Raw genomic sequence first — 25,516 nt, 5'->3', positions numbered from 1 at the left:
AGAGAACCACAGACGCATCACGTTTGGGAAGTGTCCGCCTCCATTCCGATTGCGCGACGCGCTCCCAGCGCCATGGTGACCTGCACAAGATCTTTCGGCGCCGACAGGTCAAGTCCTGTCAGGGAACTCGCTTTACGCAGGCGGTACACCACAGTATTCGGATGCACGTGCAACTGCCGGGCGGTGGCGGCGCGATCGAATCCGGAGTCGATGAAAGATTCGAGTGTCTCGAGCACGGCAGTATCGGACTCCAACGGCGACAACACATCTGCGAGGATCGGCAGCGCAGCGCTTGGCCGGGTCAGTTGATACTCGACTGCAAGATCCTCGAGACGAACGACCCCACTGGTACGTCCGTACTTTCGGGCAACGTTCAGCACCTCGCGCACCTGCTTCACCGCTGCGGGAACTGCTGCTGGTGCCGCGACGTCGACGGCGGCAGCCGTCGATGCACCGATGACCTTCTCGAGATCACCCAACCGGCGACACAGGGCGAGGTACTGCGGACTCGATGCCCAGCTTCCCTCTGCGGGTTCCGATTCCACAATGGGAATCAGGACGGCTCCGCCGCTGCTGCCGAGCACCCCGAGGGCTTTGTCCCGCCCCACCTGATCCAACTCTCGTTGCAGGTGGCGCACCTTTCTCCGCTCGGCAACGGCAGTGTCCACCTCGGTCGAGGACTCGTCGTCGTTGCGCTCGACGTGCAGCGCCACCACCCAGTACAGGCGCGCCAACCTGATGCCCACGTCGTCGGAGACCCGATCAACATCGACACCCGTCGAAAGTGCTACGAACAATGACCTTCGCGCAGAATCCTCGTCCGTCTGGGTGGCATGGTCGGAGCCGTAGCCGGCAAGAACCGCCGACGTCGACGCCGCAGCATATGCGTTCAAGAGTCGTCCGGTGCGCGCGAGAGCCACACCGTCCTGTGCGAGCGCCCATTCGGATATCGTCTCCCACCAAAGCCCCGCACCCAGGTGATAAGCCCGCAACACCTCGCCGAGCGGAACCAATTCCTGAGCTCGCTGACGGGCGGACTCACTGATGTCCGCGAGCGTCTCGGGCGCCAGATCAGCACCCGTCCGCAGCATCGAGATGAACAGTTCCAGATTGCGTCTGACGATGGTCGTGACGTCGTTCCGCAATGCCTCGTCGGGGAGCAAACGATAGAAGGTGACGTCGCGGTGCACCAGATCAACCGTCGCAATGACCAGCGGATGGGTGCGCTGCGCCAATCGGTCGGCCAGAGATCTGCCACCAACCATTATCGGCTCGAACGGCAGATCTTTGTTTCCAGACACAAAACCCTCCACAGAATTGAATTGCCACCACAAGGCCGACCTGCCTTTTTCCTATCACTATGTAACCCACGCCACTCACGAATTCACAATCAGTGGCATGACTGGAAGTCTCACCTTCGACCAATAGGAGCCCCGAGTGACGTGGAAGACGCGCAGCGCAGCCATTCTGGCAGGCGTCGTGACTGCCGGTTCGATCGCGGCTCTCGGGACCGGTGTGTCAAGCGCCGAGACACCTGTCAGCGCTATCCAGTACGTCGCACTCGGCGATTCCGCGGCGGCCGGCCCACTGGTCACCGCGCAGGACTCGTCGTCACCGGGCTGTCTACGATCACTCGACAACTACCCGTCCGTGGTGGCGCGAGAACTCGGCGCTCAACTCACGGATATGACCTGCTCGTCGGCGCGATCCGCCAACGTCACGGACACCGCACAATCCACGTTCTCCGGTCAAGTATCACCGCAGGCAACAGCATTGGGGCCTGATACCGACCTCGTCACCATCACCATCGGCGCCAACGACATCTCGTTGTTTCCGACAGTTCTGAGCTGCGTCAATCCACTCCCCGAACCCACCGGAACGTCCTGCCGTGACAAGTTCACCACCGGTGGCGTCGATCAACAGCGACAGATGATCGAAAATGCCTCCGCAGGTTGGAGTTCCATGATCGAAGTAGTTCGCGACCGGGCACCCTCGGCACGCATCGTCGTGATCGGATACGGGACGTACATCGCCAACGGTGGATGCCCCGGCGCCCAGCCGTTCTGGCCGCGCGACGCGGACTATCTCCAGAGTGTCATCGACTACGGCAACACGGTTATGGCAGCCACCGCGGCGCGTCACGGTATCGAGTACATCGACATCACCGAAGCCACTGCCGGACATGACATCTGCACAGACCCTGCCACTGCGTACTACACCGGTATCGTCCCCACCCAGCCGGCGGTTCCCCTGCATCCCACTGCGGCCGGCATGCAGGCGATCGGCAACGCCGTCGTCGACGCTCTGTCCTGAGCTTCTCTCCCAGCACAATTCATTCAGCACTCGCGAAAAGGGTGGAACAACCATGTCAATTCAACGAGACGCTCCGCCGCTACCGTCCGTCGACGGCGCCCCGGTCGGAACGCGTGACAAACTTCTCGGCGGCACACTCGTCGCACTGTTTCTCGCGAACATGCTCAACTTCTTCGACCGGGCAATCCCCTCGGTCGTCGCCGAGCCGATCAAGAACGAGTTTTCGCTCAGCGACTTGCAATTGGGGCTGATCACCTCTGCCTTCACCCTCGTCTACGCAATCGCCGGGCTGCCGCTCGGCCGGTTGGCCGACACGAAGAATCGCCCCAAGATCATCGGCATCGGCCTGCTGGTGTGGAGCGGGCTGACAGCGGCAACCGGTGCCGCCGGCAGCTACGTGCTGTTCATCCTCGCGCGCTTGGGTGTCGGTGTGGGCGAAGCGACCTTCACACCCGCCGCCAACTCCATGATCGGTGATATCTACCCGGCGGAACGACGCTCACGTGCTCTGGGTGTCTTCATGCTCGGCTTGCCGATCGGCCTCATGCTCGCCTACTTCACGGTCGGCAAGATCGCCGAGGCCTTCGACAGCTGGCGCGCACCGTTCTTCCTCGCCGCGATTCCCGGTGTCCTTCTGGCAGTTGTCCTCTACCGCATGGCCGATCCGGTTCGCGGTGGTTCCGAAAGTCCGGAGGCTCGCGCAGCCGCTGTTTCACAGGCCCCGATCACCCGGCCGATTCGTCGTCTGCTCGCAATTCCGACGCTTCGCTGGCTCATCCTTGCCGGACTGACATTCAACTTCGCTGCCTACGCGGTCAATTCGTTTGTCGTCCCGCTTCTGATGCGTCAGTACCACCTGAAACTGACTGCTGCGGCTTCGGTCACCGGAATCATCGTCGGAATCACGGGCCTGATCGGATTGCTTCTCGGTGCGCGCTACGCCGACAAGGCCAGCGCACGCTCGCCGCGGGCACGTCTGATGATCGGCGTCGGAACCTCGGCATTGGCAGCGCCTTTGACGGCGCTGGCGCTGCTGCAGCACGGCGGGAGCGTCGTGATGTTCACTCTCTTGTTCTCCGCCGGCTGGTTGTTGGCCTACGGCTTCTACATCAGCGTTTACCCCGCTATTCACGACGTCGTGGTTCCCAGGCTCCGCGGCACTGCGACGGCGTTGTTCTTCGCTGCCATGTACCTTCTCGGCGGATTCTCGGGACCGGTTGCCGTGGGTGCGATCTCGGACTGGTTTGCCAAACGCGCTCTTGCCGACGCCGGTACCGGGAAGTTGGCTCAGTACGCCGGTGACGGGTTGAATTCGGCCATGTATCTCGTGCCGATCATGTTGGCACTCACCGCGGTATTCATCTACCTGGCTACCCGCACTGTCGGCAAGGACTCCGCGCGTATGCAAGCGGAACTGAGCCAGGCCTGACCGACAAGTTCACGGACGATGGCGGGGCTCCCCAGAGCCCCGCCATCGAGGTCAGTTCACCGTGATCGCCAGAGTCGACAGCATGGACCGCAACATGTCCGGCAAGCGAGCGATCATTCGCTGCTCGGTTATCCGAACGGAGACTGGCGCCGCCAGCGTCGCTCGCCACAGCTCCGGCTGATTCTTCATCAGGTTGTTGTAGACCGGGAGCAGCTGATCGTTGATATAGGTCCACCGACCGTCACGGTCTGCCCAGTTGAAGTCCGGAAGCGGTGTTTTCACAACGGCATTACCCACCGCGAACGAAAGCGGGTTCGACTCGCGTGGCGGCACAACGCCCGGCATGGACGGTGATGCGGCGAAGGTGGTCAGGTAGGTCAACGAGCGACCGACGCTGCCGCGGTACGCCTTCGCCTCGTCCCACTGATCACCCACCGACTGGTACTGCTCCCGTCGCAGCAGACGCACATTGCCGTCGAAGACCGATTCCGGTGTCCCCGAAGCAATGTTGTTCCACGCGATGCGCGCGTTCTCGTCGAGCAGCCCCGCGCGATCGAGTTCGGCGATGCCGTCGACACCGTTGTGAACCCACGCCATGTGCATGGGAATCAGATCCGAGAAGATGTGTTTGCTCATCGCAATCACCTTGCCCTGGAACCACATCACGTCCTCGGGGCGAATTTCGTGACCGACCTGGAGCAGCGCCGCAATGTCCTCGGGAGCCCCCATCGACGTTGTGACCGGCGATCCGACGCGGTCGATCTCTCGCCACACCAGCGCCATCGCTTCGCTGATCGCCTGGACTTCCAGCACAACCCGCCCGTAGTCCAAGTCGAGGAGCCCACCGGCGAAGGCGGGCCCCACCATTCCGCCCATACCTGCCCACTGCAGTTCTTGATGCTCGAGTTGGAGTCGCTCGTAGAACTGGAAGGTGTTGGTGAGGTTTCCGAGATTCGCGTGCACTCCGTCGAACGGTGTCCACGAAGCGAGATCGATTCCTGCGGATTCGGTCCCGACCGCGAGCCAGTACTGCTCGAGCAGTGTTTGATAGCGACGCGGATCCACTCCCGAGGCTCGGGCGGTATCCACCAAAGACCGAAGAGTTGCGGAATCCGACGGGAGTGACGGATGCAGACCGCCTGCGGCTTCGGCGTTTGCGTTCACCGCTTCCAGGTCGAGGTAGCTGTCGAGGACACCGTTGTTCGCGGACGCCCGGCCGCCGAGTACGACGGCTCCACCGACACCTGCCGAAGCGGCGAGAACCGTGCGCGCAAAATCCCTGCGCGTCAGAGACTTCCGCATGCTCATCGTCCCTCTGCTTCGTCGAACGTCTTTGCCAGCCAGGCGATGTCCTGCATGCCCAACTGATCGGTCACGGTCTTGTACAGATTCGTCACGTAGTCGAGCGGCCCGCACTGCGACGGGATCAGGTCCACGTCACCGCCGTCTGCTCGATACGTCTGTGCCAACTGTTCTGCCTCACTGAAGGGGACGAGGAAATCGTCCTCACAGGAAGAAATCAGAAGCTTGGAGGCCGGCGCCTGCTTTCCCAACGTGTTGTCCGCGTACGCCTCGGCCAGTGCCGGGATCGTTCGGGGCGCCGGGTTGGTGAGCAGGACGTCGAAGGGAACAAACGGAAGTCCGAGGTACAGCGCCTGACACGACGCGCGGAAGGCTGCGGCCACGTTGTGACCGATCGGAGTGAGGTGATCGTCGAGCCGGATGTCGGGGTAGCCCGCGTCGAATCCGAGAATGCTCGAGAAGACGAATCCCGAACCGATCCCACCGGCGGCCGTCTCCTCGAACGTTGCCGGGTCGATCATCATCGCTTGGATGGCGCTGGCCTGGACGTTCAATTCCGGCGCGTAGTCATGCGCCTGTTCCGCGGCAAACCCCGCCGCGACACCGCCTCCGGCGACCCCGTAGATACCCACAGGTGTATTTGATTCGAGGCCGGCTTCAGGAAGCGCAAGTGCTGCCCGCACACCGTCGAGCGTTGCCTTGCCCGAGAACTGTCCGATCGAGAACGGATGAGGTGAAGTGTCTCCGTCGTTGCCGACGTCGCTCATCATCACTGCCCAGCCGTGACCGAACATCTCTGCCACCGGGCCGAGCGCCGAGAACATCGCAGGGTCGCTTTGGTTGCCACCGGTCCACTGATGACTGGGCGCGCAGTTCGCGCCCAGGCTGTCGTTCGCCTCGGCGTATCCGATGACCTTGCGATCACCTGGCGCGGTTCCGTCCTCGGGAATCATCAAAATTCCGGTGCTGATCACCTGCCGACCGAAGTGATCGGTGGTTGTGTACATGAGTTGGTGAGCCGAGACCACGTCCGGACGGACCTGGTAGACCTGCACACTGACCGGACGCGCTTTGAGAAGAGTGCCAGGGACGGTACCCGGCTCGATTTCGGGCTCGTCGAACCACGGATCGTCGGACGCGAGCCCGAGTGGAGTCAATTCGGTGGAAATATCAGCGCCTTGGAGTGCCTTCACGACCAACGGGTTGAACACGTCGGCCAGGTCGACGCTCTCCTGCGCACCAGCCGGCGACCCCACCGCAAACAAGGCCACTGCCAGGGCCGATGCCGTTCCGGCGCGCCATGACCACCGTCGCCACGTCGAGTCAAACATCGTTCACGAGTTCCTTACTTTCGGGTAATGAGCACCCCTACACTCCCATCCACCTGCAATAACAGACAAGTCGGGCACCGATCCGTTGGCCGAAAACCTCGATCGGGCTTAGGCTGACGGCACCTGTCCGGCAAGTCTGGCGTGGGAGGTTTGTCTGTGAGTGCACCGACCCGTGTATCGCGAGCTACCGGCGATTCACTCCGAGCTCGACCGCGGCCGTCCAACATCACGTGCAAAATTCTAATGGCCGTGACGGGGGTGATCTTCTCCGCTTTCGTGCTCGTCCACATGATCGGAAACCTGAAGGTCTACACCGGTGCCGATCACTTCGACGACTACGCACACTGGCTTCGAACGGTGTTCGAACCCTTCCTGCCCTACGAGGGACTTCTGTGGATTCTTCGTATCGTCTTGCTAGCGTCATTGGTCGCACACGTCTGGTGCGCCTGGCTGCTGACCGTTCGCGGACGCCGAGCGCGAGGGAAATTTCGACGTAAAGGCTTGGGAATCAAGTCTTTTACAGCGCGCACGATGCCCGTCACCGGAGCAGTGCTGCTGCTTTTCGTCATCTTCCACATACTCGACCTCACGACCGGAACCCGACCCATCGGCAGCAGCGAGTACGAAGCGGCCACGCGCACACAGAGTTACGCATACGACAATCTGATCGCCAGCTTCGAGCGTCCACTGGTGGCGGTGTTCTACATCGTCGCGATGGCCCTGCTGGCAATGCACCTCGCGCACGGACTTTGGAGTGCGGTCAACGATCTCGGCGTGACCGGTCAACGGCTGCGACAGATTGCCGTTGCACTCTCCGGAATCTTTGCGCTCGTCGTGATGGTCGGAAACATGTCGATCCCCATCGCAGTGATGACCGGCGTCATCTCGAAGACAGGAGCGTCATAAGTGAACAGCTTCGAACTCGACGATCTGCGCACCATCGGGGCGCCGGTGGACGGTAAGGTCCCGGCCGGCGATCCACAGACCGCCTGGCCCACTCGCAAGCTCGACTACAAGCTCGTCAGCCCACTCAACCGGCGCAAGTTCACGGTCATCGTCGTCGGTACCGGACTCGCCGGCGCGGCCTGCGCCGCCTCGCTCGGCGAACTGGGTTATCACGTCGAGTCCTTCACCTTCCACGATGCGCCACGCCGTGCACACAGCGTCGCCGCGCAGGGCGGCATCAACGCCGCTCGCGCTCGAAAGGTGGACAATGACAGCCTTGCCCGCTTCGTGAAGGACACGGTGAAGGGCGGCGATTTCCGGGGTCGCGAGGCCGACTGTTTCCGTCTCGCCGAAGAATCCGTACGCGTCATCGATCACATGAATGCCATCGGGGCACCGTTTGCTCGCGAGTACGGCGGCACTCTGGCCACCCGATCCTTCGGCGGCGTTCAGGTTTCGCGCACGTACTACACGCGCGGGCAAACGGGCCAGCAGTTGCAGATAGCGTCGTCGCAGGCACTGCAGCGTCAGATCGCAGCCGGAACGGTCAACCTCCGCACCCGAACCGAGATGCTCGATCTCATCGTTTCGGACGGCCGAGCACAAGGGATAGTCACACGCGATCTCGTGACCGGCGAGATCGGTGCCACCACAGGCCATGCCGTCGTACTGGCCTCCGGTGGCTACGGCACCGTGTTCCACAAGTCCACTCTTGCCAAGAACTCCAACGCCACGGCCGCGTGGCGGGCGCACCGACGCGGTGCCCTGATGGCTTCGCCCTCGTTCATCCAATTCCATCCGACGGCACTTCCCGTCAACTCCGAGTGGCAGTCGAAAACCATTCTGATGAGCGAATCCCTACGCAACGACGGTCGGATCTGGGTACCGGCCAAGCCCGGAGACGATCGTGAGCCCGGCGACATTCCCGAGAATGAACGCGACTACTACCTCGAGCGCAAGTATCCGGCATTCGGGAACCTCTCTCCCCGCGACGTCTCTTCACGGGCCGCCCGCGAGCAAATCGACTCCGGTCACGGCGTCGGCCCGCTGAAAAACAGTGTGTACCTGGATTTTCGCGACGCGTTGGCACGGCTCGGCCGCAAGACCATCGAGGAGCGGTACGGAAATCTGTTCTCGATGTATCGCGACGCCACCAGCGAGGACCCGTACACCGTGCCGATGCGTATCGCCCCTGGAGCCCACTTCACCATGGGCGGACTCTGGAACGACTACGACCAGATGACCTCCATCCCTGGCCTTTTCGTCGGCGGCGAGGCCGGGTGGGGATATCACGGTGCCAACCGCCTCGGCGCCAATTCGCTGCTCTCGGCCTGCGTCGACGGATGGTTCACCCTTCCGTACGCGATTCCGAATTATCTTGCGCCGCTGCTCGGATCAGCACCTCTCGAACTTTCCGATCCCGCAGTGACGTCGACGCTCAGTGACGTGAGCGGTCGGGTAGACCTGCTGCTCTCGGTCGGCGGAACACACGGCCCCGACAGGTTCCATCGTCAACTGGGCGAGATCCTCTACGCGGGTTGCGGCGTCACCCGAACGGCCGAGGGCTTGACGAAGGCGATCGCCGAAATCCGAGCGCTACGAGCCGATTTCTGGTCGAACCTACGAGTTGCCGGCAGCGGAAACCAGTTCAACCAGGAGTTGGAAAGGGCCGGCAGGGTAGCCGATTTCCTCGAGCTCGCCGAACTGATGTGCGTCGACGCACTCGATCGTGACGAGTCCTGTGGAGCGCATTTTCGTGCCGAACATCAGACTCCCGACGGCGAAGCACAACGCAACGATCAGGACTGGTGCTTCGTTTCGGCGTGGGAAACCGCCAAGGACGGCAGACACATTCGACACGACGAGCCGTTGTCCTTCACCGCTGTTCCACTGCAGACGAGGAACTACGTATGAAAATCACCGTGGACGTATGGCGCCAGTCCGGACCCGAATCGCCCGGAACGTTCGACACCTACCAGGTGGACGACGCGACAGTGGAGATGTCGCTACTCGAGCTCCTCGACCGACTCAACGACCAACTAGTGGAGAGCGGCAACGAACCCATCGCCTTCGATTCCGACTGCCGTGAAGGGATCTGCGGGTCCTGCGGCATCACGGTCGACGACGTTCCCCACGGGCCGGTTGCGAACACTCCCACGTGCCGTCAGCACCTCCGAAGCTTCTCCGACGGTGACCGAATCAAACTGGAGCCGTTCCGCTCCACAGCCTTTCCGGTGGTCCGAGACCTCGTCGTCGATCGTTCGGCGCTCGACCGGGTGCTCGAAGCCGGTGGATACGTTTCGGTCAATGCAGGAACCGCGCCGGACGCGGACAGTCAGCCGCTCTCGCATCAAAGTGCCGAAGCGGCGCTGGACTTCGCCGCGTGCATCGGCTGCGGCGCCTGCGTGGCAGCCTGCCCCAACGGTGCCGCGCACCTCTTCACCGGTTCCAAACTGACCCATCTGTCCCTCGTCACGCAGGGACGCAACGAACGTGGCAAGCGGGCCCGAGCGATGTCGCACCAGATGGAGGCCGATTTCGGGCCGTGCTCGACCTACGGTGAGTGTGCCGATGTATGTCCCGCGGAGATACCTTTGACCGCGATTGCCGCTGTCAACAAGGAATCGATGCGATTCGGATTGCGGCGCAAGGACAACTGACAATCACCACGCGCCGATCAGCTTCATCCACGCCCCGCCGATGATCGTCCAGATCAGGATGATCACGACGCTCATCACGAACCCGATTCGGAACCATTCCGAAGTCTTGATGTATCCGGATCCGTAGATCACTCCGGCCGGGCCGGAAGCGTAGTGCGAGATTCCGCCGAACAAGCTGCCGATGAAGCCGAACACCAAGGCCGAGAACAGTGGCGGTGCACCGGTTGCCACTGCTGCGCCCAGGAATACCGCGTACATCGCAACGATCTGCGCGGTATTCGATGCGAACAGATAGTGCGCGTAGAAGTAGACCAGCGTCAGGATCGCAAAGGCCCAGATCCACGGCAATCCGTCGACGCTCGAAGAGACCTGCGTTCCGATCCACGAGATCACGCCGAGTTCTTCGAGATGGCTCGCCATGCCGACCAGAACGGCGAAGAACACGAGCGTCTGCCACGCCCCGGTGTCGTGGACGAGGTTGTTCCACGTCAGCACCTTGGTCACCAACAGGATGCCGATCCCGACGAAGGCTGTTGTAGTGGCATTGACGTTGAGTTGCGATCCGAGGCACCAGAGCACCAGCAGCAGAACGAAGGTGGCAGCCATGATCTTCTCATTGCGACTGATCGGGCCTGCCTTGCGGAGTTCCTCCCGCGCTTGCTCGGGCGCCTTCGGTGTCTTCAACATCGTGGGCGGGAAGATCTTCGACATCACCCACGGAATCGCGATGAGACTCGCAATCCCCGGAACCGAGGCTGCCAGCGCCCATTTGCCCCACGAGATGTCGATGCCGATCTTGGCCGCCGCATCGACGGCCACGGGATTACCCGCCATGGCGGTGATGAACATCGCCGAGGTGACGACGTTGACTTGCAACGAGGTGAGCAGCAGATACGCTCCGAGTTTCTTGCGAGAGTCCTCGGGCTCGGGATTGGAGTCCTCCAACTTGCTCAGCGAGACGATGATCGGATAGACGACGCCACCAGCTCGGGCGGTGTTCGACGGCGTAGCCGGAGCAAGTATCAAGTCCGTCAACGCCATTCCGTACGACAAACCGAGGCTCGACTTGCCGAGCTTGGTCACGAACATGAGCGCGACACGTTTGCCGAGTCCGGTGACCAGAAAGCCTTCGGCGATGAAGAACGACGCGACGATCAGCCAGATCGTCGTGTTGCTGAACCCGGACAGCGCTTCGCTCGGCGTCTCGGTCTGGGTGATCATGGCGATCGACAGACCGACCAGCGCCACCGAACCCGTCGGCAGGGGCTGCAAGATCAACGCCACGATGGTGCCGACGAAGATTCCGAGCATGTGCATGCCCTTGGGATCCACACCGTCCGGAACAGGCATGAAATAGATGATCAAGCCGAGGATGACGGGCACAGCAGCCGGGTAGTACCGCCTGAGCACCGATTGTTTCGACGGCTCCGTCGGCGGTGTCTTTGCCGGCGGCGTCTTTGCCGGCGGTGTCGTTCCAGCGAGAGACTCGGTGCTTTCGGATTTGGCCTCGGACATGTATATCTCCTCGACTTCTCGCCCCAGGTGATCGCCCCAGATGATTGTCCCCCAAACGTCCGGTTTTCGTGCGGTCAATCGAAGTTCGAGAGAATGCCCTCCTGCGGTATCCACTGCTCTGGATTCCACAGGAGGGCTCATCCCCGGGCGCAGACTGCGGCCCTGGGGTGCGACACATCTCCCTCAAAAGGGTGCGCCGATCGATCAACAGGAGGCGCCGGCGTGCCGCAAGCTTGAATCTCGAAGAGATCCTGTTTCGGTGTTGCTTCAGCATGCCGGTCGGTGCTCGTCAGCACACGGGTCGAATGGCCTGTTCGTCTACCTGTTTTCCGCTCAGCACCGAGTACACCGACGTTTTTCCTCGGCCTACAAACAGGTATGCCACCGGGTAATCGAGCCGTTGTCGGCAAGCGTGCGGCGCCGCCAATCTGGTCATACCTCGGAACCACGATCTGGCGACGAGCGCCCTGCCCACCTCAATCACATTTCAGCACTGACGATTTCGAGTGCCGCGATATGCCGCAAACCACTGCAGCGCCACGCCGAGCCGAGATCGCTGTCCCTTCAGACCGATCAAAGGAAAGAATCATGGGAATTCACCGGAAGAACAATCGTTCTCGCGCCAAACAATCCGTCACGACAGCCGCAGGAGCAGGCGCTCTCGCGCTTGCCTGCACCATCGTTACCACGGGCGTTGCCAGTGCGCACGATTGGTCGCAAGTTGCCGTGTGCGAGAGTTCCGGAGACTGGAACATCAACACCGGCAACGGCTTCTACGGAGGGCTCCAGTTCACACAGTCGACGTGGGACGCATACAAACCGGCAGGCGCGCCGGCCCGGGCCGACCTGGCGTCGAAATCCGATCAAGTCGCGGCTGCGGAGGCAACCCTCTCAGCTCAGGGCATCGGTGCGTGGCCGGTCTGCGGCGCCTACCTCGGCTGGGGCGGCACCACCCCTGATTCGACCACCACGGCTCCCTCGTCGGCAGGTTCAGCGGGCGACACGGTGACAGTTTCCGCGGGCGATACGTTGTTCAACCTTGCTTCTGCGAAAGGGATTCGTTGGCAGGATGTTTGGGCCAGGAATACCTGGATCGCCGATCCCCACCTGATCTTCGCGGGTGATGTGATCCAATTCTGAAGCAAGACCGCCGAGAGGTAGACCCACGAATCGAGAACATTCGTATCGGGCCGACGACCGGTTGCGCCATCTATTGTCGGGAGTGTGACGGAATCCGACGCCCACGAAGACTCGACTGAATCAATTGAATCGACTGTGGCCGATCACCCGAGAAAACGCCCACTGTGGCGTGAGATTCTGATCCTCGTTGTGGTCGCACTCGTGCTGAGTGTTGTCATTCAGAACTTCGTCGGACGTATTTTTCTGATCCCGTCGGAGTCCATGGAACCGACGCTTCACGGATGTACCGGCTGCACCGGAGACAAGATCCTCGTCGACCGGATCAGTTATCGATTCGGGGATCCACAACCTGGGGACGTGGTCGTGTTCAAGGGACCCGAATCCTGGAACGACGAGTATCGATCCATTCGCTCCGACAACTCGGTGATTCGCGCGCTTCAGGGACTTGGGTCCATCGTCGGATTGGTCCCACCGGACGAAAACGACCTCGTCAAGCGGGTAGTCGCGGTTGGAGGCCAAACCGTACAGTGCCTGTCCGAGGACGAGGGGCTCAGAGTGAACGGCAAACCGCTGACGGAGCCGTACATCGACGATCGCATTCCCGGCAACGGCATCCCCTGCCAAGGAAAGTATTTCGGTCCGGTCACCGTTCCCGACGGGAACCTGTGGGTGATGGGCGACAACCGCGCCCATTCGAAGGATTCACGATTCCATCTCGAAGACGAACACAGTGGAACAGTGCCGATCGACAATGTGATCGGCAAGGTTCAACTGATCGTCCTTCCCTTCTCACGGTGGGGAACTGTGAGTTCGTTCGATCCGCAGTGACCAACCGAATCAGCCAGTAGGAAAGCATCTTCGGACTACACGGTCGACACAACTCCGCATTCGGACGATCATCGAGCACATCTGTTGCCGAAGGTAGGAGAACCGCATGCGTGCACGACGCATCACCGCCAATCTCAAGGTCGCCGATGTCGGAACCGCCAGGAGTTTCTACTCCGACTATCTCGGTCTGAGTACCGAAGAGTTCAACATGGGGTGGGTCGCTCGCTACACCTCACCCGACACCGGTGCGCACGTACAGCTCGTCACGCACGACGCGACGGCGGCCGAGGACTCGGTCATCTCCGTCCACGCTGACGACGTCGACGGCGCCTACGAAGAGGCCCGCAGACTCGGCTACGAAATCGTGCACCCCATTACGACCGAAGAGTGGGGTGTTCGCCGATTCCTCGTCAGGGCGCCGGACGGCAACGTCGTCAACATCGTGCAACACCGTGACTGAACGAACACCGGGACTGAACGAACACCGGGACTGAGCACTTGAAAGACGTCGCTCGACGTTTTAGGTCATTTGACCTAGAGTTGAGAGCATGAAAGATTCCTTGCAGTATTCAGCCGACGGCCCGATCCTCGTGGCCGGCGGATACGGAACCGTGGGCAGCGCCCTGACCGCCCTGCTCGCCCCCGACTTCCCACTGCTCCTCACCGGGCGTACCCCCGAGCGCGGCAACGAACTGGCGCGCCGTCACGGTGCCACCGTCCGCCGCTGGGACCTCCTCGACCCGACGCCTTTCGACGCGTCGGTACGCGCGGTCGTGTCGACGGTCAACGATCCCCACGATCGTGTGCTGTCCGCTGCCGTCGAGGCCGGGATCCCCTACGTCGACATCACTCGCTGGACAACCCGCGTCGCCCGCGCCGCAACTCTGGCGGGTCAGATGTCGCCGAGCGCACCGGTGTACCTCTCGTCCGGCTGGATGGGCGGAGTCACCAACGTCGTCGCCGCAGCGTTGGCCGAGGAACTGGGTGGCGCAACCGCGATCGACGTCTCGATTCGCTACGACGTCAACGACATTGCCGGGCTCGACTCCGTCGACTTCATCGATCGTCTCGGCCAGGATTTCGAGGTGATGCAGCAAGGCAACCCGATCACCGTCAGCCCGTTGACGGATACACGCTGGATCGACTTTCCCGGATCGCGCACCAAGGTCGGAAGAATCGACACTCCGGAACAATTCACGTTTCCCATGACCCTCGGCGCCGAAACTGCCAGTACTCGAATCGGTTTCAGTTCGAATGCATCCACAACTGCCCTGCTCGCCGCCAAGAAGGTGGGCCTGTTCCGTTGGGGTCGCGGAGACCGCTTCACGCCGCTACGACGCGGACTCCTGTACTCGCCCGGCAAGGGTGGGAGCGCGCAAGTACGCATCGATGTCACCGGCCCGGGCTCCGCGGCAAGCGCAACGATCGTCGATCCTCGAGGTCAAGCCCACCTCACTGCGGTGGGCGGCGCGATGGCCGTCAGACATGCTTTGGCCGACGATGCTCAGCCGGGAGTTGCTTTCCCCGAGTCGCTTCCGAATCCGTGCAGCACCGTCTCCGAGTTGGAGAACTTCGGGGTGGCAGTATTGCGGGCATGACCCCTTCCAAGGGTGCCGCCCGCGCGGCAGCACTTCTCGACGCAGCAGAACAGGTCCTCACCACGCAGGGCAATGCCAACTCGGCCATGCGCGATTTCGCGGCCGCTGCCGGAGTGCGGGTGGGGCATCTGCAGCACTACTACCCCACCCGTGCAGACCTGATCCGCGCGGTGATGTCACGTGCATTGACTCGTTCACTGGATCGCCTCGCTGCCATCACAGACACGGATCAGAGCCTTTCTCGCGAAGAGTCCGAGCACTTCATCGCAGTCCTGCTCGGAGAACAGGATGACCAGTCCACCGTGCGTCTGTACGTCGAAGTGTGGGCGATTGCTGCGGCAGACGAGGAAGTGGCGGTGGTGGTTCGAGACTTCTACGCGCAGTACATCGCACACGTCGAGCGCGCTGTTGCGTGTGCACAACCGGATCTGGATGCTGCGGGCCTTGGTGCAACGGCGCAAACCATCGTGAGTCTGCTCGAGGGTTCCGCCGTTCTTCGTTCAGGCATTGCCGGTCGAAAGTCGGAGGCTTCGGACCGAAAGCTGGTGAACACGCTGCAGTACCTGATTCACGGGTCCTGACTCGGACGTATCGTAAGGCCCATGAGCGTTGCAAACGAATGGAGCCGAATCGAAGCGTGGTGCCGTACACACGCGCCGGTGACGGCTGCAGCGTTTCAACCAGGACTCGGTGACACCGTCATCGAGGAATTCGAAGCGTCGACCGGCGTCACGTGGCCCGAGGAACTTCGCGACCTGTATCGGGTGCACAACGGCAGCCTGACCCACGACGACCGGACGGGGCTCTTTCTCGGCAGTGTGCTTCCCGACAAGTTCTTCTACCCCATCGACGTCGCAACCGAAGTTCGCCTCACACTCCTCGAAACGTGGGACGAGACGATCTACGAGAATCCGGACCTCTACGCCGAGGACGAGATGGATCGACACGATCAACGCGACGCAGGCACTGCCGCAACCATGTTCATCCCCTCGTTCGTTCCCTTTGCCGGACTGGACGAGTACCACTACTTCGTGGACACACGCAGTGGTGCACTTCATCATTGTGTGACCGAATATGCGTCGGACGCCACCGACAACGGGGGTCCGATCTGGGCGTCCATCTCGGTCATGTTGGCCGCCCACGCCACTGCGCTGGAAACAGGATCCACGATAGGAGTGTGGAAACCCGTTGTCAGCAAGGGTGTTCTGGAATGGGAAGTCGACGCATGACGTCAGATCGCAACCCGACCCGCCGCATCCTCGCCGACGGTCGCCAGATCTTCTACTTCGACGACGCCGGCCGTTTCCGCGCCCGCACTGCGCGAGATTCACGCGAATTGCCGGCGCTCGACCACTCTTCTCGGATGAGGTTCGACGTCCTCACCGGCGAGTGGATCACCATGGCCTCACATCGTATGACGCGGACCCACCTCCCCTCGGCCGCCGATTGCCCGCTGTGCCCGACCAACGAAACACGCACGCCCACAGAGATACCCGAATCGGACTACGACGTCGCGGTGTTCGAGAATCGGTTTCCGAGTTTTGCGTCGGCGCCCGGCGATGCCGCCCACAGTCCCGGAGACGACGACCCGAGCGATCGCCCAGCTGTCGGCCACTGCGAGGTGATGTGTTTCTCGAGCGATCACACGGCGTCCGTCGCCGAACTTCCGCTCGAACGCATGCGCACGATTGTCGGTGCCTGGATTTCTCGGACCGAAGAGTTGTCGGCGGATCCAGATGTGGAACAGGTGTTCTGCTTCGAGAACCGTGGCGAAGAGATCGGGGTGACACTCACCCATCCGCACGGACAGATCTACGCATACCCGTATGTCACGTCACGCACCCGATCGATGCTGACGCAGGCGGGCAAGCACTTCGAGCGCACCGGTCGCTCACTGCTCGCCGATGTTCTGGCGTTCGAGCGCGAGGACGGGACCCGGTTGATCTACGACGGCGATCACTGGAGCGCCTACGTTCCGACTGCTGCACGATGGCCCATCGAGGTTCACCTGGCACCGCACCGAGACGTCCCGGACCTTCCGTCACTGAACGACGAAGAGCGCGAGGAGCTTGCGGTGGTCTACCAAGATCTCCTACGCCGTGTCGACCGCTTCTATCCGGGCGTCGACCGAGTGCCGTACATCGCGGCCTGGCACCAAGCCCCGGTGCGCGTGGACCGCGCGCTGGGTCGCCTGCATCTTCAACTGTTCTCGATCTTGCGTGCACCCGGCAAACTCAAATACCTCGCCGGGTCCGAGTCCGCAATGGGCGCCTGGGTGAACGACACACTTCCCGAGGCAGTCGCGGCCCGCCTGCGGGAGTTGAAATAGTGGATCCTGTCTCGAAAGAAACTGTGCTCCAACAGTTCCACGACACCTACGGATATCCGGCAACCGGTGTCTGGGCAGCGCCCGGTCGAGTCAATCTCATCGGCGAACATACCGACTACAACAACGGGTTGTGCTTGCCCGTCGCTCTCGAGCAGCGAACACTGGTCGCCGCCGCGCTGCGCAGTGACAGGACTGTGCGCGTTCACAGTCGGCAATCCGACGAGACATATTCCGGGTCCGTCGGCGACATCGCAGCAGGATGGGCCGCCTACCCCACGGCGGTGGTGTGGTCGCTGGCGCGCGAAGGTCTTCCCCTCGAGGGAATCGATCTGGCGGTCGACTCGTCGGTACCGGTCGGGGCCGGGCTGTCGAGCTCCGCCGCCCTCACCTGCTCTGTTGCGTTGGCCGTCAACGATCTTCACGGTTCGCCGTTCAGCCGAGATCAGCTGGTGAAGATGTGCATCCGAGCGGAAAACGAGGGCGTCGGCGCACCGACCGGCGGGATGGACCAAACGATTGCCCTCTTCGCCAGACCCTCGACTGCGTTGCTGCTGGACTGCCAGGACGGATCAACCGAACCCATTCCATTCGATCTCCACAATGCCGGCTTCGAACTGATCGTCATCGACACCCGGGTCAAACACTCACTCGCGGACGGACAGTACGGGTTGCGCCGATCCCAATGTGTCGACGCCGCACAGGCTCTCGGCGTCGACAGTTTGCGAGAAGCAACTGTAGATCAGGCCGAATCGTTGTCAGATCCGATTCTCCGGGCACGGGCGCGGCACGTCGTGGCCGAGATCGCCCGAACACGGCAAGCAGCAGAACTCCTACGCAACAGCAGATTCAGTGATGTCGGAACGCTGTTCGACAATTCCCACGCGTCGTTGTGCGACGACTTCGAGGTCTCGTGTGAAGAACTCGACGTCGCCGTTGCCGCAGCACGACGCGGCGGCGCGATCGGTGCGCGGATGACCGGTGGCGGCTTCGGAGGTTCGGCCATCGCATTGGTTCCGGTAGGTAGGGGAGCGGAGGTCACTGCGTCGGTGGGCCGCGAATTTGCAGCGCGAGGCTGGCGAGCGCCCCACTTTCTCACCGCCGTCGCCGGGGGTTCGGCCACCCGACTGTGAGCGAACGGCACTTTCAGCGCACTGACGGCGCCAAACGTACCGTTCGCTCCGGTTGGGGCGCCTCGAGATCCCCCTCACATAAATAGTCATCTCAGATGCGAATTATGTAGGTTCAGGTCATGCAACTGACGCAGTTCACCGATCTGGGATTGCGCGTCGTCATGCGGTTGGCCGTACTCGACGCGGATGCCTCCCCCAGTACCCGGGATGTTGCGCAGCAGCTCAACGTGTCGTACTCCCATGCCACCAAGGTGGTTACACGGCTCGGCGAGTTGGGCATCGTCACAACCAGGCGCGGCCGCGGCGGTGGACTTTCCATCACCGAACTCGGCCGCACCGCCACCATCGGCTGGCTGGCCCGACGCCTCGAAGGGCCCGGCGAGGTCGTCGACTGCGAGGGCGACAAGCCGTGCCCACTGCGCGGCGGTTGCCTCCTTCGAAGTGCATTGCGCGACGCACAGGAAGCGTTTTTCGTCTCACTCGACGCGGTCACAATCGAAGACGTCATCCGTCAGCCGTCCAAAACTGTTCTGCTTCGCCTGACCACCCGGAGCGACGAAGCAGGCTGATCAACCGAATTTCGACCGAACGGAGCAGCTCATGCTTTCCCCACAGTCAACCGAGGTCATTCGCGCCACCCTTCCCGTGGTCGGCGCTGCCATCGGCGATATCACAACCCTGTTCTACCGCAAGATGTTCGACGCACATCCCGAACTCGAACGCGATCTCTTCAATCGAGGCAATCAGAAGCAGGGTGAACAGCAGAAAGCACTTGCCGGCGCTATCGCGGCATTCGCAACACTGCAGCTCGAACCCGACAGTGCCAAGGTTGATCTCATCCTTTCACGTATCGCTCACAAGCACGCGTCGTTGGGCATCACCCCTGACCAGTATGCGATCGTCCACGAACACCTCTTCGCCGCAATCGTCGAAATACTCGGCGATGCAGTCACTCCCGAGGTCGCGGCAGCATGGGACGAGGTCTACTGGCTGATGGCCGAAACTCTCATCACGATGGAACGGGGCCTCTACCAGCTCGCCGGAGTCGAGACCGGTGACGTGTGGCGAACTGTCAGAATCAGTGAGCGCGTCCTGCAATCTGCAGACACCGTCTCACTGACACTCACCTCGCTCGACGACAGCGCACTGCCCACCTTCGCTCCCGGACAGTACCTTTCGGTCGGCGTGGTGCTTCCAGACGGCGCTCGCCAGATTCGCCAGTACAGCTTGTGTTCGGTGCCGAGCAGCGCTGACTGGCGGATCAGTGTGAAGCGAATCTCGGGAACTCCCGACGGCGAGGTGTCGAACTTCCTCTACAACAATGTATTCGAAGGACAAGAGCTCTCCGTCACCACACCGTTCGGTGATCTCACCATGCCCGACGACGACTCACCACTGCTCCTCGCGTCGGCCGGAATCGGTTGCACACCGATGATCGGCATGCTCAATCATCTTGCGGACACCGGTGCACAGCGTTCCGTCTCCGTCATTCATGCTGACCGATCCATCGCCGATCATGCTCATCGAGCAGAACTCAGCACGCTCGTCGAAAAGATTCCCGCCGCAACCTTGCACCGCTGGTACGAAGATCTCGGCACGCACGTTGCGTTCGGATCGGTTCACGAAGGACGGGCGAATCTGGAAGACATCGCAGTGGAGCCGGATACCCAGGCCTTCCTGTGCGGGCCGATGCCGTTCATGTTGGCGATGCGCGCATCGTTGCTCGAACGGGATGTGCCGGCACAGAATATCCACTACGAGGTCTTCGGGCCGGACAGTTGGGCAAACACCTGAGCGGCGATTCCCTGCACTCGAGACTTGCGTCAGGGAGTGTAGGGCGCATCGACTCCCAGGCGTTCACGCTCAGTGGCCACCATGTCGCGGACGTTGGCACGCAAGCTCGCAGCGTCGAAGACGATGCCGTCCTTGATCGTGTAGCGAACCCCACCGACGCGAGCCATGGTGCCGTCGGGTTGACGGCGCAGGTGACCGTGACCGTAGAGAGTCTTGAGGTTGGCAAGAGGATTTTCGGCGGTGACGAGCAGGTCGGCGCGCTTCCCCGGCTCGACGATCCCGAGATCATTTCGTCCCAAAAGGGTTGCGGCGTTGGAGGTGACGCACTGGAGCACTTCGAGGGCCGTCAGTCCCGCCTCTCGCAGTAGCTCCAGTTCCTCGATGAGACCGAACCCGTACAGGTTGTAGATGAAGCCTGCGTCAGAACCGGCGGTGAGTAGACCACCACGGTGGTAGAAGTCTCGGACAAAAGTCATCCACAGGCGGTAGTTCTCTTTCCAAGCGACTTCCTCCTCGGTGCCCCAGTCGGTGAAGTACGAGCCGTGAGTCTCAGGATGCGGCTGGAAGAATTGCCAGGCTTGTGGGGCGGTGTAGTCGCGGTGGTACTCACGACCGCGGGCCCGCGCAGCGTCGCGGGAGGCGACGTAAACGACCAGAGTGGGATCCATCGCGGTTCCGAGAGCGACAAGCTCGTCGATGGTTTCATCCCAGACGCGGCTGCCTGGTTCGGCTGCTTCGTGCCAGAGCCGTCCGAGTTGTTCGAAACGATCGTGCTCGTTGTTGTAGTTGTAGGAGGCGGGGAAGCGCTGAAGCCGACGGTCCGCGAACATTGATTCCGGTAACCCGTAGCCGTGTTCGATGCTGGTGAGACCCCAGCGTGCAGTAGTCAGAGCGTTGACGCGGGCGACGTCACTGACGGCGTGGTGACACGCGGTGGCCAAGCCCAGACGCCTTGCCTCCTCGATGGCCGCCTTGAAGATTTCCGGTGGGGCGCCGAAGAACTTGATTCCGGCCGCGCCTGCATCGGCCTGCGCAGAGACCCACTCCTCGGCGTCTTTCGGGGTGCGAAACGGTTCGCCGCGTCCGGCCCCGAAGGCTGCATAGGTCACGATGCGAGGTGCGGTGATCTCGTTGGCGTCACTGCGGGTGGCCTCATTGAGTGTGAACGGGACGCCATTGACTATCGCGCCGGGCTCACGGACTGTGGTAATTCCGTGCCCGAGCCAGAGTTGATAGATGTAGTCGGCTCCAGGCCCCTGATGTGAGAAGCCTATGTGAGCATGCGAGTCGATCAGACCCGGAAGCACGTAGTGACCACTGAGGTCCAGCACCTCGGCGGACGAGTCGGTAGTTCGACCGTGTTGGGTCAGATCGGTGTTTCGGCCGGCGGAGTTGATCGAACGGATCTGGTCCTTCTCGATGACGACGTCGGCAGGTCCGTAGGGCGGTGCTCCGGAGCCGTCGATGACTGTGACGTTCTGGAGCACCAGTCGCTTGTACGGCCCGCGGCCGAGACTCCCTTCGGTTCCCGACGCGATGATCGGGGAGGACGTGTTCGACATGTGTTGCCTCTCTCGAGATATGCGGAAGAAGAACGCTGGGCGGCAGCTCCGCGTGTGTTGAAGTCTGTTGCAACCCACGCACACTCAACGGCAAGAGCCCACTCTGAACTCCGCGACCACAGAACATCGATTTGCATTGTGTGCGAACAGGTTCAGCCGGACGGCGCGGCCGAAATCAGTTGGGTCGGACTGCGTGGACAACCAACACCCCGAGGTGTCACGACACCATCCCAATGAAGCGATTCCAAACACTAGATGCAAATCAAATGATATGCAACAATTGATGCATGATTCTTTCAGTGCTGACCTTGCAACCCACCGCAGGCCGGATCGAGGACTTGATCACGTTCTACCGAGAGGCAGGTGTCCTCGAAGCCTCGGGCGCTCTGTCGACGCAAGTCATGGTCGCCGAGGACAACCCGACCACTTTGGTGGTCACTGCACTGTGGCCCGACGATTCGGCTTACACGGTGTGGCAGAATTCGCCGGTACGCCTGGAATTCGGTCGCAGCATGGCGTCGTTCTTCGACTCCGGAGACAGCACACGCTCACACCGGTTCCACATCGTGCACCACACCGACCGGGAATCATGACTCCACTCGGTTGGCCACTCCAACGGGAAGAGACGACGTGGCAATCGAGGAATGGCTGGCGGACAGGGACGGGCGCGATACGCTCAGCCTCGGTGGGAAGAAAGTTGTCAACGTCCTGGTTCGAGCGCCCCAATTCGCCACGTACTCTTCTGCCCGCGAGGTCGCCGAACGCGCCGACGTCAACGTATCCACCGTGGTACGCACCGCACAACAACTCGGCTTTGCTGGATGGCAAGAGCTGCGCGAGGAGTTGCGCGCCGTTTACCTCGGCAAAGTCGCCGCGGGAAACGGCACCACCACCACCGAGCCGACCGAGGCCACACAGCTGTTCCGCCAGGACAGCGCGAACATCGCCGCACTCGCCACCGAGTCGAACCTAGCAGCTATCCGGGCCATCGCGGGGGCCATAAAACGATCCCGCCGGACACTCGTCATCACTTCCGGAGTCGGCGCCGCACCCGCACAAGTTCTCGGCACGCTCGGCACGATCTACGGCCACGACATCCAGCTCTCATTCGGCCACCCGACGACCCAGGCGATCGAAGTCAACAGCCTCGGTGAGACCGACTGTCTGGTCGTCATCAACGTCTGGCGACTTACCCGGACCTTGCGCGGACTGACTCGCATGGGCCGCGAACGCGGCGCCACCGTCTGCGTCCTCACCGACCTGCGCTCATCTCGCCTGGCCGATGACGCCACACACCTGATCGTCTCTCCCATCGAGGGCATCGACGGTTCGGTCTCGGTCACCGCAATGGTGGCTGCGGTGCAGGCCGTGCTTGGCGAGCTCCGCGACGCCGACAGTAATCACGCTGCCGGCCTGGTCCAAAAGGTATGGAACGACCTTGATCTCATGGATGACCGAGACTGAGTCGAGATGTCTGACGTCAATCCCGAAGGCACTCCCGAACAGAATGCAGTAGAGATTCTTTCGCGATGGTCGGGTTCGGGAGAAAGGTAGGGGTTCTGCACAGAGCCCCTACACCGGACCACTGTCTGCGAACTGGACCTTGGCGCGCGACCGCAACCCCTTGTGTACTCGTCTGGGTAACTGCCGAGAAAGCAACCAGACCGAGTAGTGGGAGACCGACATGATCACGTCAGCGTCGATGACGGGAGTCGCGCTGATCGCCCTCGCGATGGTTTTGACACCGGGCCCCAACATGATCTACCTGGTGTCCCGCAGCATCAGTCAGGGCCGACGAGCAGGATTGATCTCACTCGGCGGCGTCGCGACCGGGTTTCTGGTCTACCTCGCCGCGACGTGTGCCGGGTTGACGGCGGTTCTCTTCGCCGTACCCACGGTGTTCACCGCCGTGAAGATCGGCGGCGCCCTGTATCTCGCCTATCTCGCCTGGTCGACGCTACGACCGGGTGGCAAGTCCGCTTTCGAGGTGGGCGAAGTCGATCGCCACGGCAGCGGTCGTCTGTTCGGGATGGGGTTGACCACCAACCTGCTCAATCCCAAGATCGCGCTGATGTACGCGGCGCTCATCCCCCAGTTCGTCGATCCCTCTGCCGGCCCCGTCTGGCAGCAAGCGCTGATACTCGGCGGAGTACAGATCCTGGTGGCAGTCACCGTCAACGCGTTGATCGTCTGCAGTGCGGCAGCCGTGTCGACCTTCCTCATAGCACGTCCGGTGTGGATGCGCGCTCAGAAGTGGCTTGCGGGTGGCATTCTCGGAATCTTCGCCACCCGCATGGCGCTCGAGTAGTCTTCAGCCCTTCGGACGCTGGTCGATCAGGCGACGCGCTTTGCCGATCGAACGTTCGAGTCCGCCGGGTTCGAGAACGTTCACCTCGACCGTGACGCCTATCTTGTTCTTCACCAGCTTCTGCAACGCGGAAGACGCTGCCGCGTGATCCGAGACCGCTGCATCAGGGCGGGCCTCGACGCGCACCGTCAGGGTGTCCATTCGGCCCGGACGGTCCAGTACACACTGGAATTGGGGCGCCAGGGCGGGGACGGTCAGGATCAATTCTTCGATCTGCGTGGGGAACAGATTGACGCCGCGCAGGATGATCATGTCATCGGTCCTGCCGGTGACCTTCTGCATCCTTCGCATCGAGCGCGCCGTGCCGGGCAACAGTCGAGTCAGATCCCTGGTGCGGTAACGAATGATGGGCAGCGCTTCCTTGGTAAGCGAGGTGAAAACCAGCTCACCTTCCTCGCCGTCCGGCAGCACCTCGCCCGTGATCGGATCGATGATCTCCGGGTAGAAGTGATCCTCCCAGATATGAAGCCCGTCTTTGGTTTCCACACATTCCATTGCCACGCCCGGGCCCATGATCTCGGAGAGACCGTAGATGTCGACGGCATGCATGTCGAGTTGCTGTTCCAGCTCGGTCCGCATCTGTTCGGTCCACGGTTCCGCTCCGAAAACTCCAACGCGCAGCGAGGTTTTGGAGGGATCGATACCCTTCTTGATCATCGCATCCACGATGGTCAGCATGTACGACGGAGTCACCATGATGGCGTCGGGTTCGAAATCCTCGATCAGCTGGATCTGCCGCTCGGTCATACCACCGGACATGGGAATGACCGTGCAGCCCAATCGCTCCGCGCCGTAGTGGGCTCCCAGCCCGCCGGTGAACAGGCCGTATCCGTAAGCCACGTGCACCTTGTCCGAAGATCGCACGCCGCCGGCCGAGAGACTGCGGGCGATGAGATCGGCCCAGTTGTTCAGGTCGTTGCTCGTGTATCCCACCACCGTCGGGCGCCCGGTGGTTCCCGACGACGCATGAATCCGCGAAACCTGGTCCTGGGGCACCGCAAACATCTTGAACGGATAGTTCTCGCGCAGATCCGCTTTCGTGGTGAAGGGGAATTTCGCGAGATCGCTCAGGTCCTTCAAGTCACTCGGGTGAACGCCGGCGTCGTCGAACGCTTTGCGGTAGTGCGGAACATTTGTGTACGCGTGCATCAGGGACCACTGCATCCGCTCGAGTTGGAGCGTCGAAATGCGGTCCCGACTGGCAAATTCGATGTCTTGCGATGTAGCAGTGACGAGTTCGGTCATGATTGTCTCCGGTGGGCTCAGTGAGGG

The 25,516-nt window shown here is 61.8% G+C and carries 24 protein-coding genes; 18 read left to right on the top strand and 6 right to left on the bottom strand.

Annotated features, from left to right (window positions below; genetic code table 11):
* Positions 1-17: 17 nt before the first annotated feature.
* Positions 18-1,301 carry a PucR family transcriptional regulator gene (locus ACFQ6H_RS03650; protein WP_378643972.1) on the bottom strand — a complete coding sequence of 428 codons (1,284 nt, stop codon included), beginning with the start codon at positions 1,299-1,301 and terminating at the stop codon, positions 18-20.
* 136 nt (positions 1,302-1,437) lie between these two features.
* Here ACFQ6H_RS03650 and ACFQ6H_RS03645 point away from each other — a divergent pair, with 136 nt between their 5' ends.
* Positions 1,438-2,313 (top strand): SGNH/GDSL hydrolase family protein, encoded by an 876-nt coding sequence (locus ACFQ6H_RS03645; protein WP_378643969.1) that lies wholly within the window; start codon positions 1,438-1,440, stop codon positions 2,311-2,313.
* Between the two features lie 52 nt (positions 2,314-2,365).
* On the top strand, positions 2,366-3,742 hold the full coding sequence (locus ACFQ6H_RS03640; RefSeq protein WP_378541933.1) for a spinster family MFS transporter: 1,377 nt from the start codon (positions 2,366-2,368) through the stop codon (positions 3,740-3,742).
* A 51-nt stretch (positions 3,743-3,793) separates the two neighbouring features.
* On the opposite strand, the gene ACFQ6H_RS03635 is transcribed toward ACFQ6H_RS03640, so the two are convergent.
* Positions 3,794-5,044, bottom strand: a complete 1,251-nt coding sequence (locus ACFQ6H_RS03635; protein ID WP_378643966.1) for a Tat pathway signal protein — start codon at positions 5,042-5,044, stop codon at positions 3,794-3,796.
* A gap of 2 nt (positions 5,045-5,046) precedes the next feature.
* Positions 5,047-6,375 (bottom strand): lipase family protein, encoded by a 1,329-nt coding sequence (locus ACFQ6H_RS03630; RefSeq protein WP_378643963.1) that lies wholly within the window; start codon positions 6,373-6,375, stop codon positions 5,047-5,049.
* A gap of 156 nt (positions 6,376-6,531) precedes the next feature.
* Between ACFQ6H_RS03630 and ACFQ6H_RS03625 the strand changes: the two genes are divergently transcribed.
* Genes ACFQ6H_RS03625 through ACFQ6H_RS03615 form a run of 3 tightly spaced genes read left to right on the top strand, consistent with a single transcriptional unit; the run spans position 6,532 to position 9,980 of the window.
* On the top strand, positions 6,532-7,281 hold the full coding sequence (locus ACFQ6H_RS03625; protein ID WP_378643961.1) for a succinate dehydrogenase cytochrome b subunit: 750 nt from the start codon (positions 6,532-6,534) through the stop codon (positions 7,279-7,281).
* Complete coding sequence (locus tag ACFQ6H_RS03620) at positions 7,282-9,234, top strand: fumarate reductase/succinate dehydrogenase flavoprotein subunit (protein WP_378643958.1); 1,953 nt, start codon at positions 7,282-7,284, stop codon at positions 9,232-9,234. It begins immediately after the preceding gene.
* Positions 9,231-9,980 (top strand): succinate dehydrogenase/fumarate reductase iron-sulfur subunit, encoded by a 750-nt coding sequence (locus tag ACFQ6H_RS03615; RefSeq protein WP_378530803.1) that lies wholly within the window; start codon positions 9,231-9,233, stop codon positions 9,978-9,980. The genes ACFQ6H_RS03620 and ACFQ6H_RS03615 overlap by 4 nt, the downstream gene beginning before the upstream one ends.
* A gap of 3 nt (positions 9,981-9,983) precedes the next feature.
* Here ACFQ6H_RS03615 and ACFQ6H_RS03610 read toward each other — a convergent pair whose 3' ends face one another.
* Positions 9,984-11,495 (bottom strand): anion permease, encoded by a 1,512-nt coding sequence (locus tag ACFQ6H_RS03610; RefSeq protein WP_378628156.1) that lies wholly within the window; start codon positions 11,493-11,495, stop codon positions 9,984-9,986.
* 588 nt (positions 11,496-12,083) lie between these two features.
* Here ACFQ6H_RS03610 and ACFQ6H_RS03605 point away from each other — a divergent pair.
* The 10 genes from ACFQ6H_RS03605 to ACFQ6H_RS03560 all read left to right on the top strand — a co-directional run bounded on the left by ACFQ6H_RS03605 (position 12,084) and on the right by ACFQ6H_RS03560 (position 20,314).
* Complete coding sequence (locus tag ACFQ6H_RS03605; protein WP_378643956.1) at positions 12,084-12,635, top strand: transglycosylase family protein; 552 nt, start codon at positions 12,084-12,086, stop codon at positions 12,633-12,635.
* 84 nt (positions 12,636-12,719) lie between these two features.
* Entirely contained in the window at positions 12,720-13,463 is a 744-nt protein-coding gene (gene lepB, locus ACFQ6H_RS03600) for a signal peptidase I (protein WP_378643953.1), read from the top strand.
* Between the two features lie 106 nt (positions 13,464-13,569).
* On the top strand, positions 13,570-13,923 hold the full coding sequence (locus ACFQ6H_RS03595) for a VOC family protein (protein ID WP_378541914.1): 354 nt from the start codon (positions 13,570-13,572) through the stop codon (positions 13,921-13,923).
* A gap of 88 nt (positions 13,924-14,011) precedes the next feature.
* Positions 14,012-15,061 (top strand): saccharopine dehydrogenase family protein, encoded by a 1,050-nt coding sequence (locus tag ACFQ6H_RS03590; protein ID WP_378643950.1) that lies wholly within the window; start codon positions 14,012-14,014, stop codon positions 15,059-15,061.
* Positions 15,058-15,642 carry a TetR family transcriptional regulator gene (locus tag ACFQ6H_RS03585; RefSeq protein WP_378643948.1) on the top strand — a complete coding sequence of 195 codons (585 nt, stop codon included), beginning with the start codon at positions 15,058-15,060 and terminating at the stop codon, positions 15,640-15,642. Before ACFQ6H_RS03590 ends, ACFQ6H_RS03585 begins: the two co-directional genes overlap by 4 nt.
* Before the next feature lie 21 nt (positions 15,643-15,663).
* Positions 15,664-16,290 carry an SMI1/KNR4 family protein gene (locus ACFQ6H_RS03580; RefSeq protein WP_378530789.1) on the top strand — a complete coding sequence of 209 codons (627 nt, stop codon included), beginning with the start codon at positions 15,664-15,666 and terminating at the stop codon, positions 16,288-16,290.
* Positions 16,287-17,390 carry a galactose-1-phosphate uridylyltransferase gene (galT, locus tag ACFQ6H_RS03575; protein WP_378643945.1) on the top strand — a complete coding sequence of 368 codons (1,104 nt, stop codon included), beginning with the start codon at positions 16,287-16,289 and terminating at the stop codon, positions 17,388-17,390. Before ACFQ6H_RS03580 ends, galT begins: the two co-directional genes overlap by 4 nt.
* Positions 17,390-18,520, top strand: a complete 1,131-nt coding sequence (gene galK, locus ACFQ6H_RS03570) for a galactokinase (protein ID WP_378643943.1) — start codon at positions 17,390-17,392, stop codon at positions 18,518-18,520. Before galT ends, galK begins: the two co-directional genes overlap by 1 nt.
* Positions 18,521-18,639: 119 nt before the next feature.
* Positions 18,640-19,089: an Rrf2 family transcriptional regulator gene (locus ACFQ6H_RS03565; protein ID WP_042446409.1), complete on the top strand. Its 450-nt coding sequence runs from the start codon at positions 18,640-18,642 to the stop codon at positions 19,087-19,089.
* A gap of 31 nt (positions 19,090-19,120) precedes the next feature.
* Positions 19,121-20,314 (top strand): globin domain-containing protein, encoded by a 1,194-nt coding sequence (locus ACFQ6H_RS03560; RefSeq protein WP_378530783.1) that lies wholly within the window; start codon positions 19,121-19,123, stop codon positions 20,312-20,314.
* 29 nt (positions 20,315-20,343) lie between these two features.
* Here the strand turns inward: ACFQ6H_RS03560 and ACFQ6H_RS03555 are convergent, their stop codons facing one another.
* Positions 20,344-21,876, bottom strand: a complete 1,533-nt coding sequence (locus ACFQ6H_RS03555) for an amidohydrolase family protein (protein ID WP_378643934.1) — start codon at positions 21,874-21,876, stop codon at positions 20,344-20,346.
* Positions 21,877-22,163: 287 nt separating this feature from the next.
* Between ACFQ6H_RS03555 and ACFQ6H_RS03550 the strand changes: the two genes are divergently transcribed.
* From ACFQ6H_RS03550 to ACFQ6H_RS03540, 3 genes are all read left to right on the top strand, one after another.
* The gene (locus ACFQ6H_RS03550) at positions 22,164-22,469 is read left to right on the top strand and encodes a putative quinol monooxygenase (RefSeq protein WP_378541902.1); all 306 of its coding nucleotides are present in this window, start codon (positions 22,164-22,166) and stop codon (positions 22,467-22,469) included.
* A gap of 37 nt (positions 22,470-22,506) precedes the next feature.
* Complete coding sequence (locus tag ACFQ6H_RS03545; protein WP_378628120.1) at positions 22,507-23,340, top strand: MurR/RpiR family transcriptional regulator; 834 nt, start codon at positions 22,507-22,509, stop codon at positions 23,338-23,340.
* Positions 23,341-23,560: 220 nt separating this feature from the next.
* On the top strand, positions 23,561-24,184 hold the full coding sequence (locus tag ACFQ6H_RS03540; RefSeq protein ID WP_378643931.1) for a LysE family translocator: 624 nt from the start codon (positions 23,561-23,563) through the stop codon (positions 24,182-24,184).
* Between the two features lie 3 nt (positions 24,185-24,187).
* Here ACFQ6H_RS03540 and paaK read toward each other — a convergent pair whose 3' ends face one another.
* Positions 24,188-25,489, bottom strand: coding sequence for a phenylacetate--CoA ligase PaaK (gene paaK / locus ACFQ6H_RS03535; RefSeq protein WP_378643929.1), 1,302 nt, complete (start codon positions 25,487-25,489; stop codon positions 24,188-24,190).
* Positions 25,490-25,516 lie beyond the last annotated feature (27 nt).

Origin of the sequence: Rhodococcus sp. NPDC056506, from assembly GCF_042794945.1 — a bacterium.
In the GTDB taxonomy this organism is placed as follows: domain Bacteria; phylum Actinomycetota; class Actinomycetes; order Mycobacteriales; family Mycobacteriaceae; genus Rhodococcus_F.
Note: the sequence above shows the minus strand (reverse complement) of the source record. Positions and strands in the feature narration are given on the sequence as shown.

Bases quoted from the DNA above. Each gene is read 5' to 3' on its own strand.
- ACFQ6H_RS03640 (WP_378541933.1), top strand. From the start codon at position 2,366: ATGTCAATTCAACGAGACGCTCCGCCGCTACCGTCCGTCGACGGCGCC.
- ACFQ6H_RS03635 (WP_378643966.1), bottom strand. From the start codon at position 5,044: ATGCGGAAGTCTCTGACGCGCAGGGATTTTGCGCGCACGGTTCTCGCC.
- ACFQ6H_RS03630 (WP_378643963.1), bottom strand. From the start codon at position 6,375: ATGTTTGACTCGACGTGGCGACGGTGGTCATGGCGCGCCGGAACGGCA.
- ACFQ6H_RS03615 (WP_378530803.1), top strand. From the start codon at position 9,231: ATGAAAATCACCGTGGACGTATGGCGCCAGTCCGGACCCGAATCGCCC.
- ACFQ6H_RS03610 (WP_378628156.1), bottom strand. From the start codon at position 11,495: ATGTCCGAGGCCAAATCCGAAAGCACCGAGTCTCTCGCTGGAACGACA.
- ACFQ6H_RS03605 (WP_378643956.1), top strand. From the start codon at position 12,084: ATGGGAATTCACCGGAAGAACAATCGTTCTCGCGCCAAACAATCCGTC.
- ACFQ6H_RS03595 (WP_378541914.1), top strand. From the start codon at position 13,570: ATGCGTGCACGACGCATCACCGCCAATCTCAAGGTCGCCGATGTCGGA.
- ACFQ6H_RS03590 (WP_378643950.1), top strand. From the start codon at position 14,012: ATGAAAGATTCCTTGCAGTATTCAGCCGACGGCCCGATCCTCGTGGCC.
- ACFQ6H_RS03585 (WP_378643948.1), top strand. From the start codon at position 15,058: ATGACCCCTTCCAAGGGTGCCGCCCGCGCGGCAGCACTTCTCGACGCA.
- ACFQ6H_RS03580 (WP_378530789.1), top strand. From the start codon at position 15,664: ATGAGCGTTGCAAACGAATGGAGCCGAATCGAAGCGTGGTGCCGTACA.
- galT (WP_378643945.1), top strand. From the start codon at position 16,287: ATGACGTCAGATCGCAACCCGACCCGCCGCATCCTCGCCGACGGTCGC.
- ACFQ6H_RS03565 (WP_042446409.1), top strand. From the start codon at position 18,640: ATGCAACTGACGCAGTTCACCGATCTGGGATTGCGCGTCGTCATGCGG.
- ACFQ6H_RS03560 (WP_378530783.1), top strand. From the start codon at position 19,121: ATGCTTTCCCCACAGTCAACCGAGGTCATTCGCGCCACCCTTCCCGTG.
- ACFQ6H_RS03555 (WP_378643934.1), bottom strand. From the start codon at position 21,876: ATGTCGAACACGTCCTCCCCGATCATCGCGTCGGGAACCGAAGGGAGT.
- ACFQ6H_RS03550 (WP_378541902.1), top strand. From the start codon at position 22,164: ATGATTCTTTCAGTGCTGACCTTGCAACCCACCGCAGGCCGGATCGAG.
- ACFQ6H_RS03540 (WP_378643931.1), top strand. From the start codon at position 23,561: ATGATCACGTCAGCGTCGATGACGGGAGTCGCGCTGATCGCCCTCGCG.
- paaK (WP_378643929.1), bottom strand. From the start codon at position 25,489: ATGACCGAACTCGTCACTGCTACATCGCAAGACATCGAATTTGCCAGT.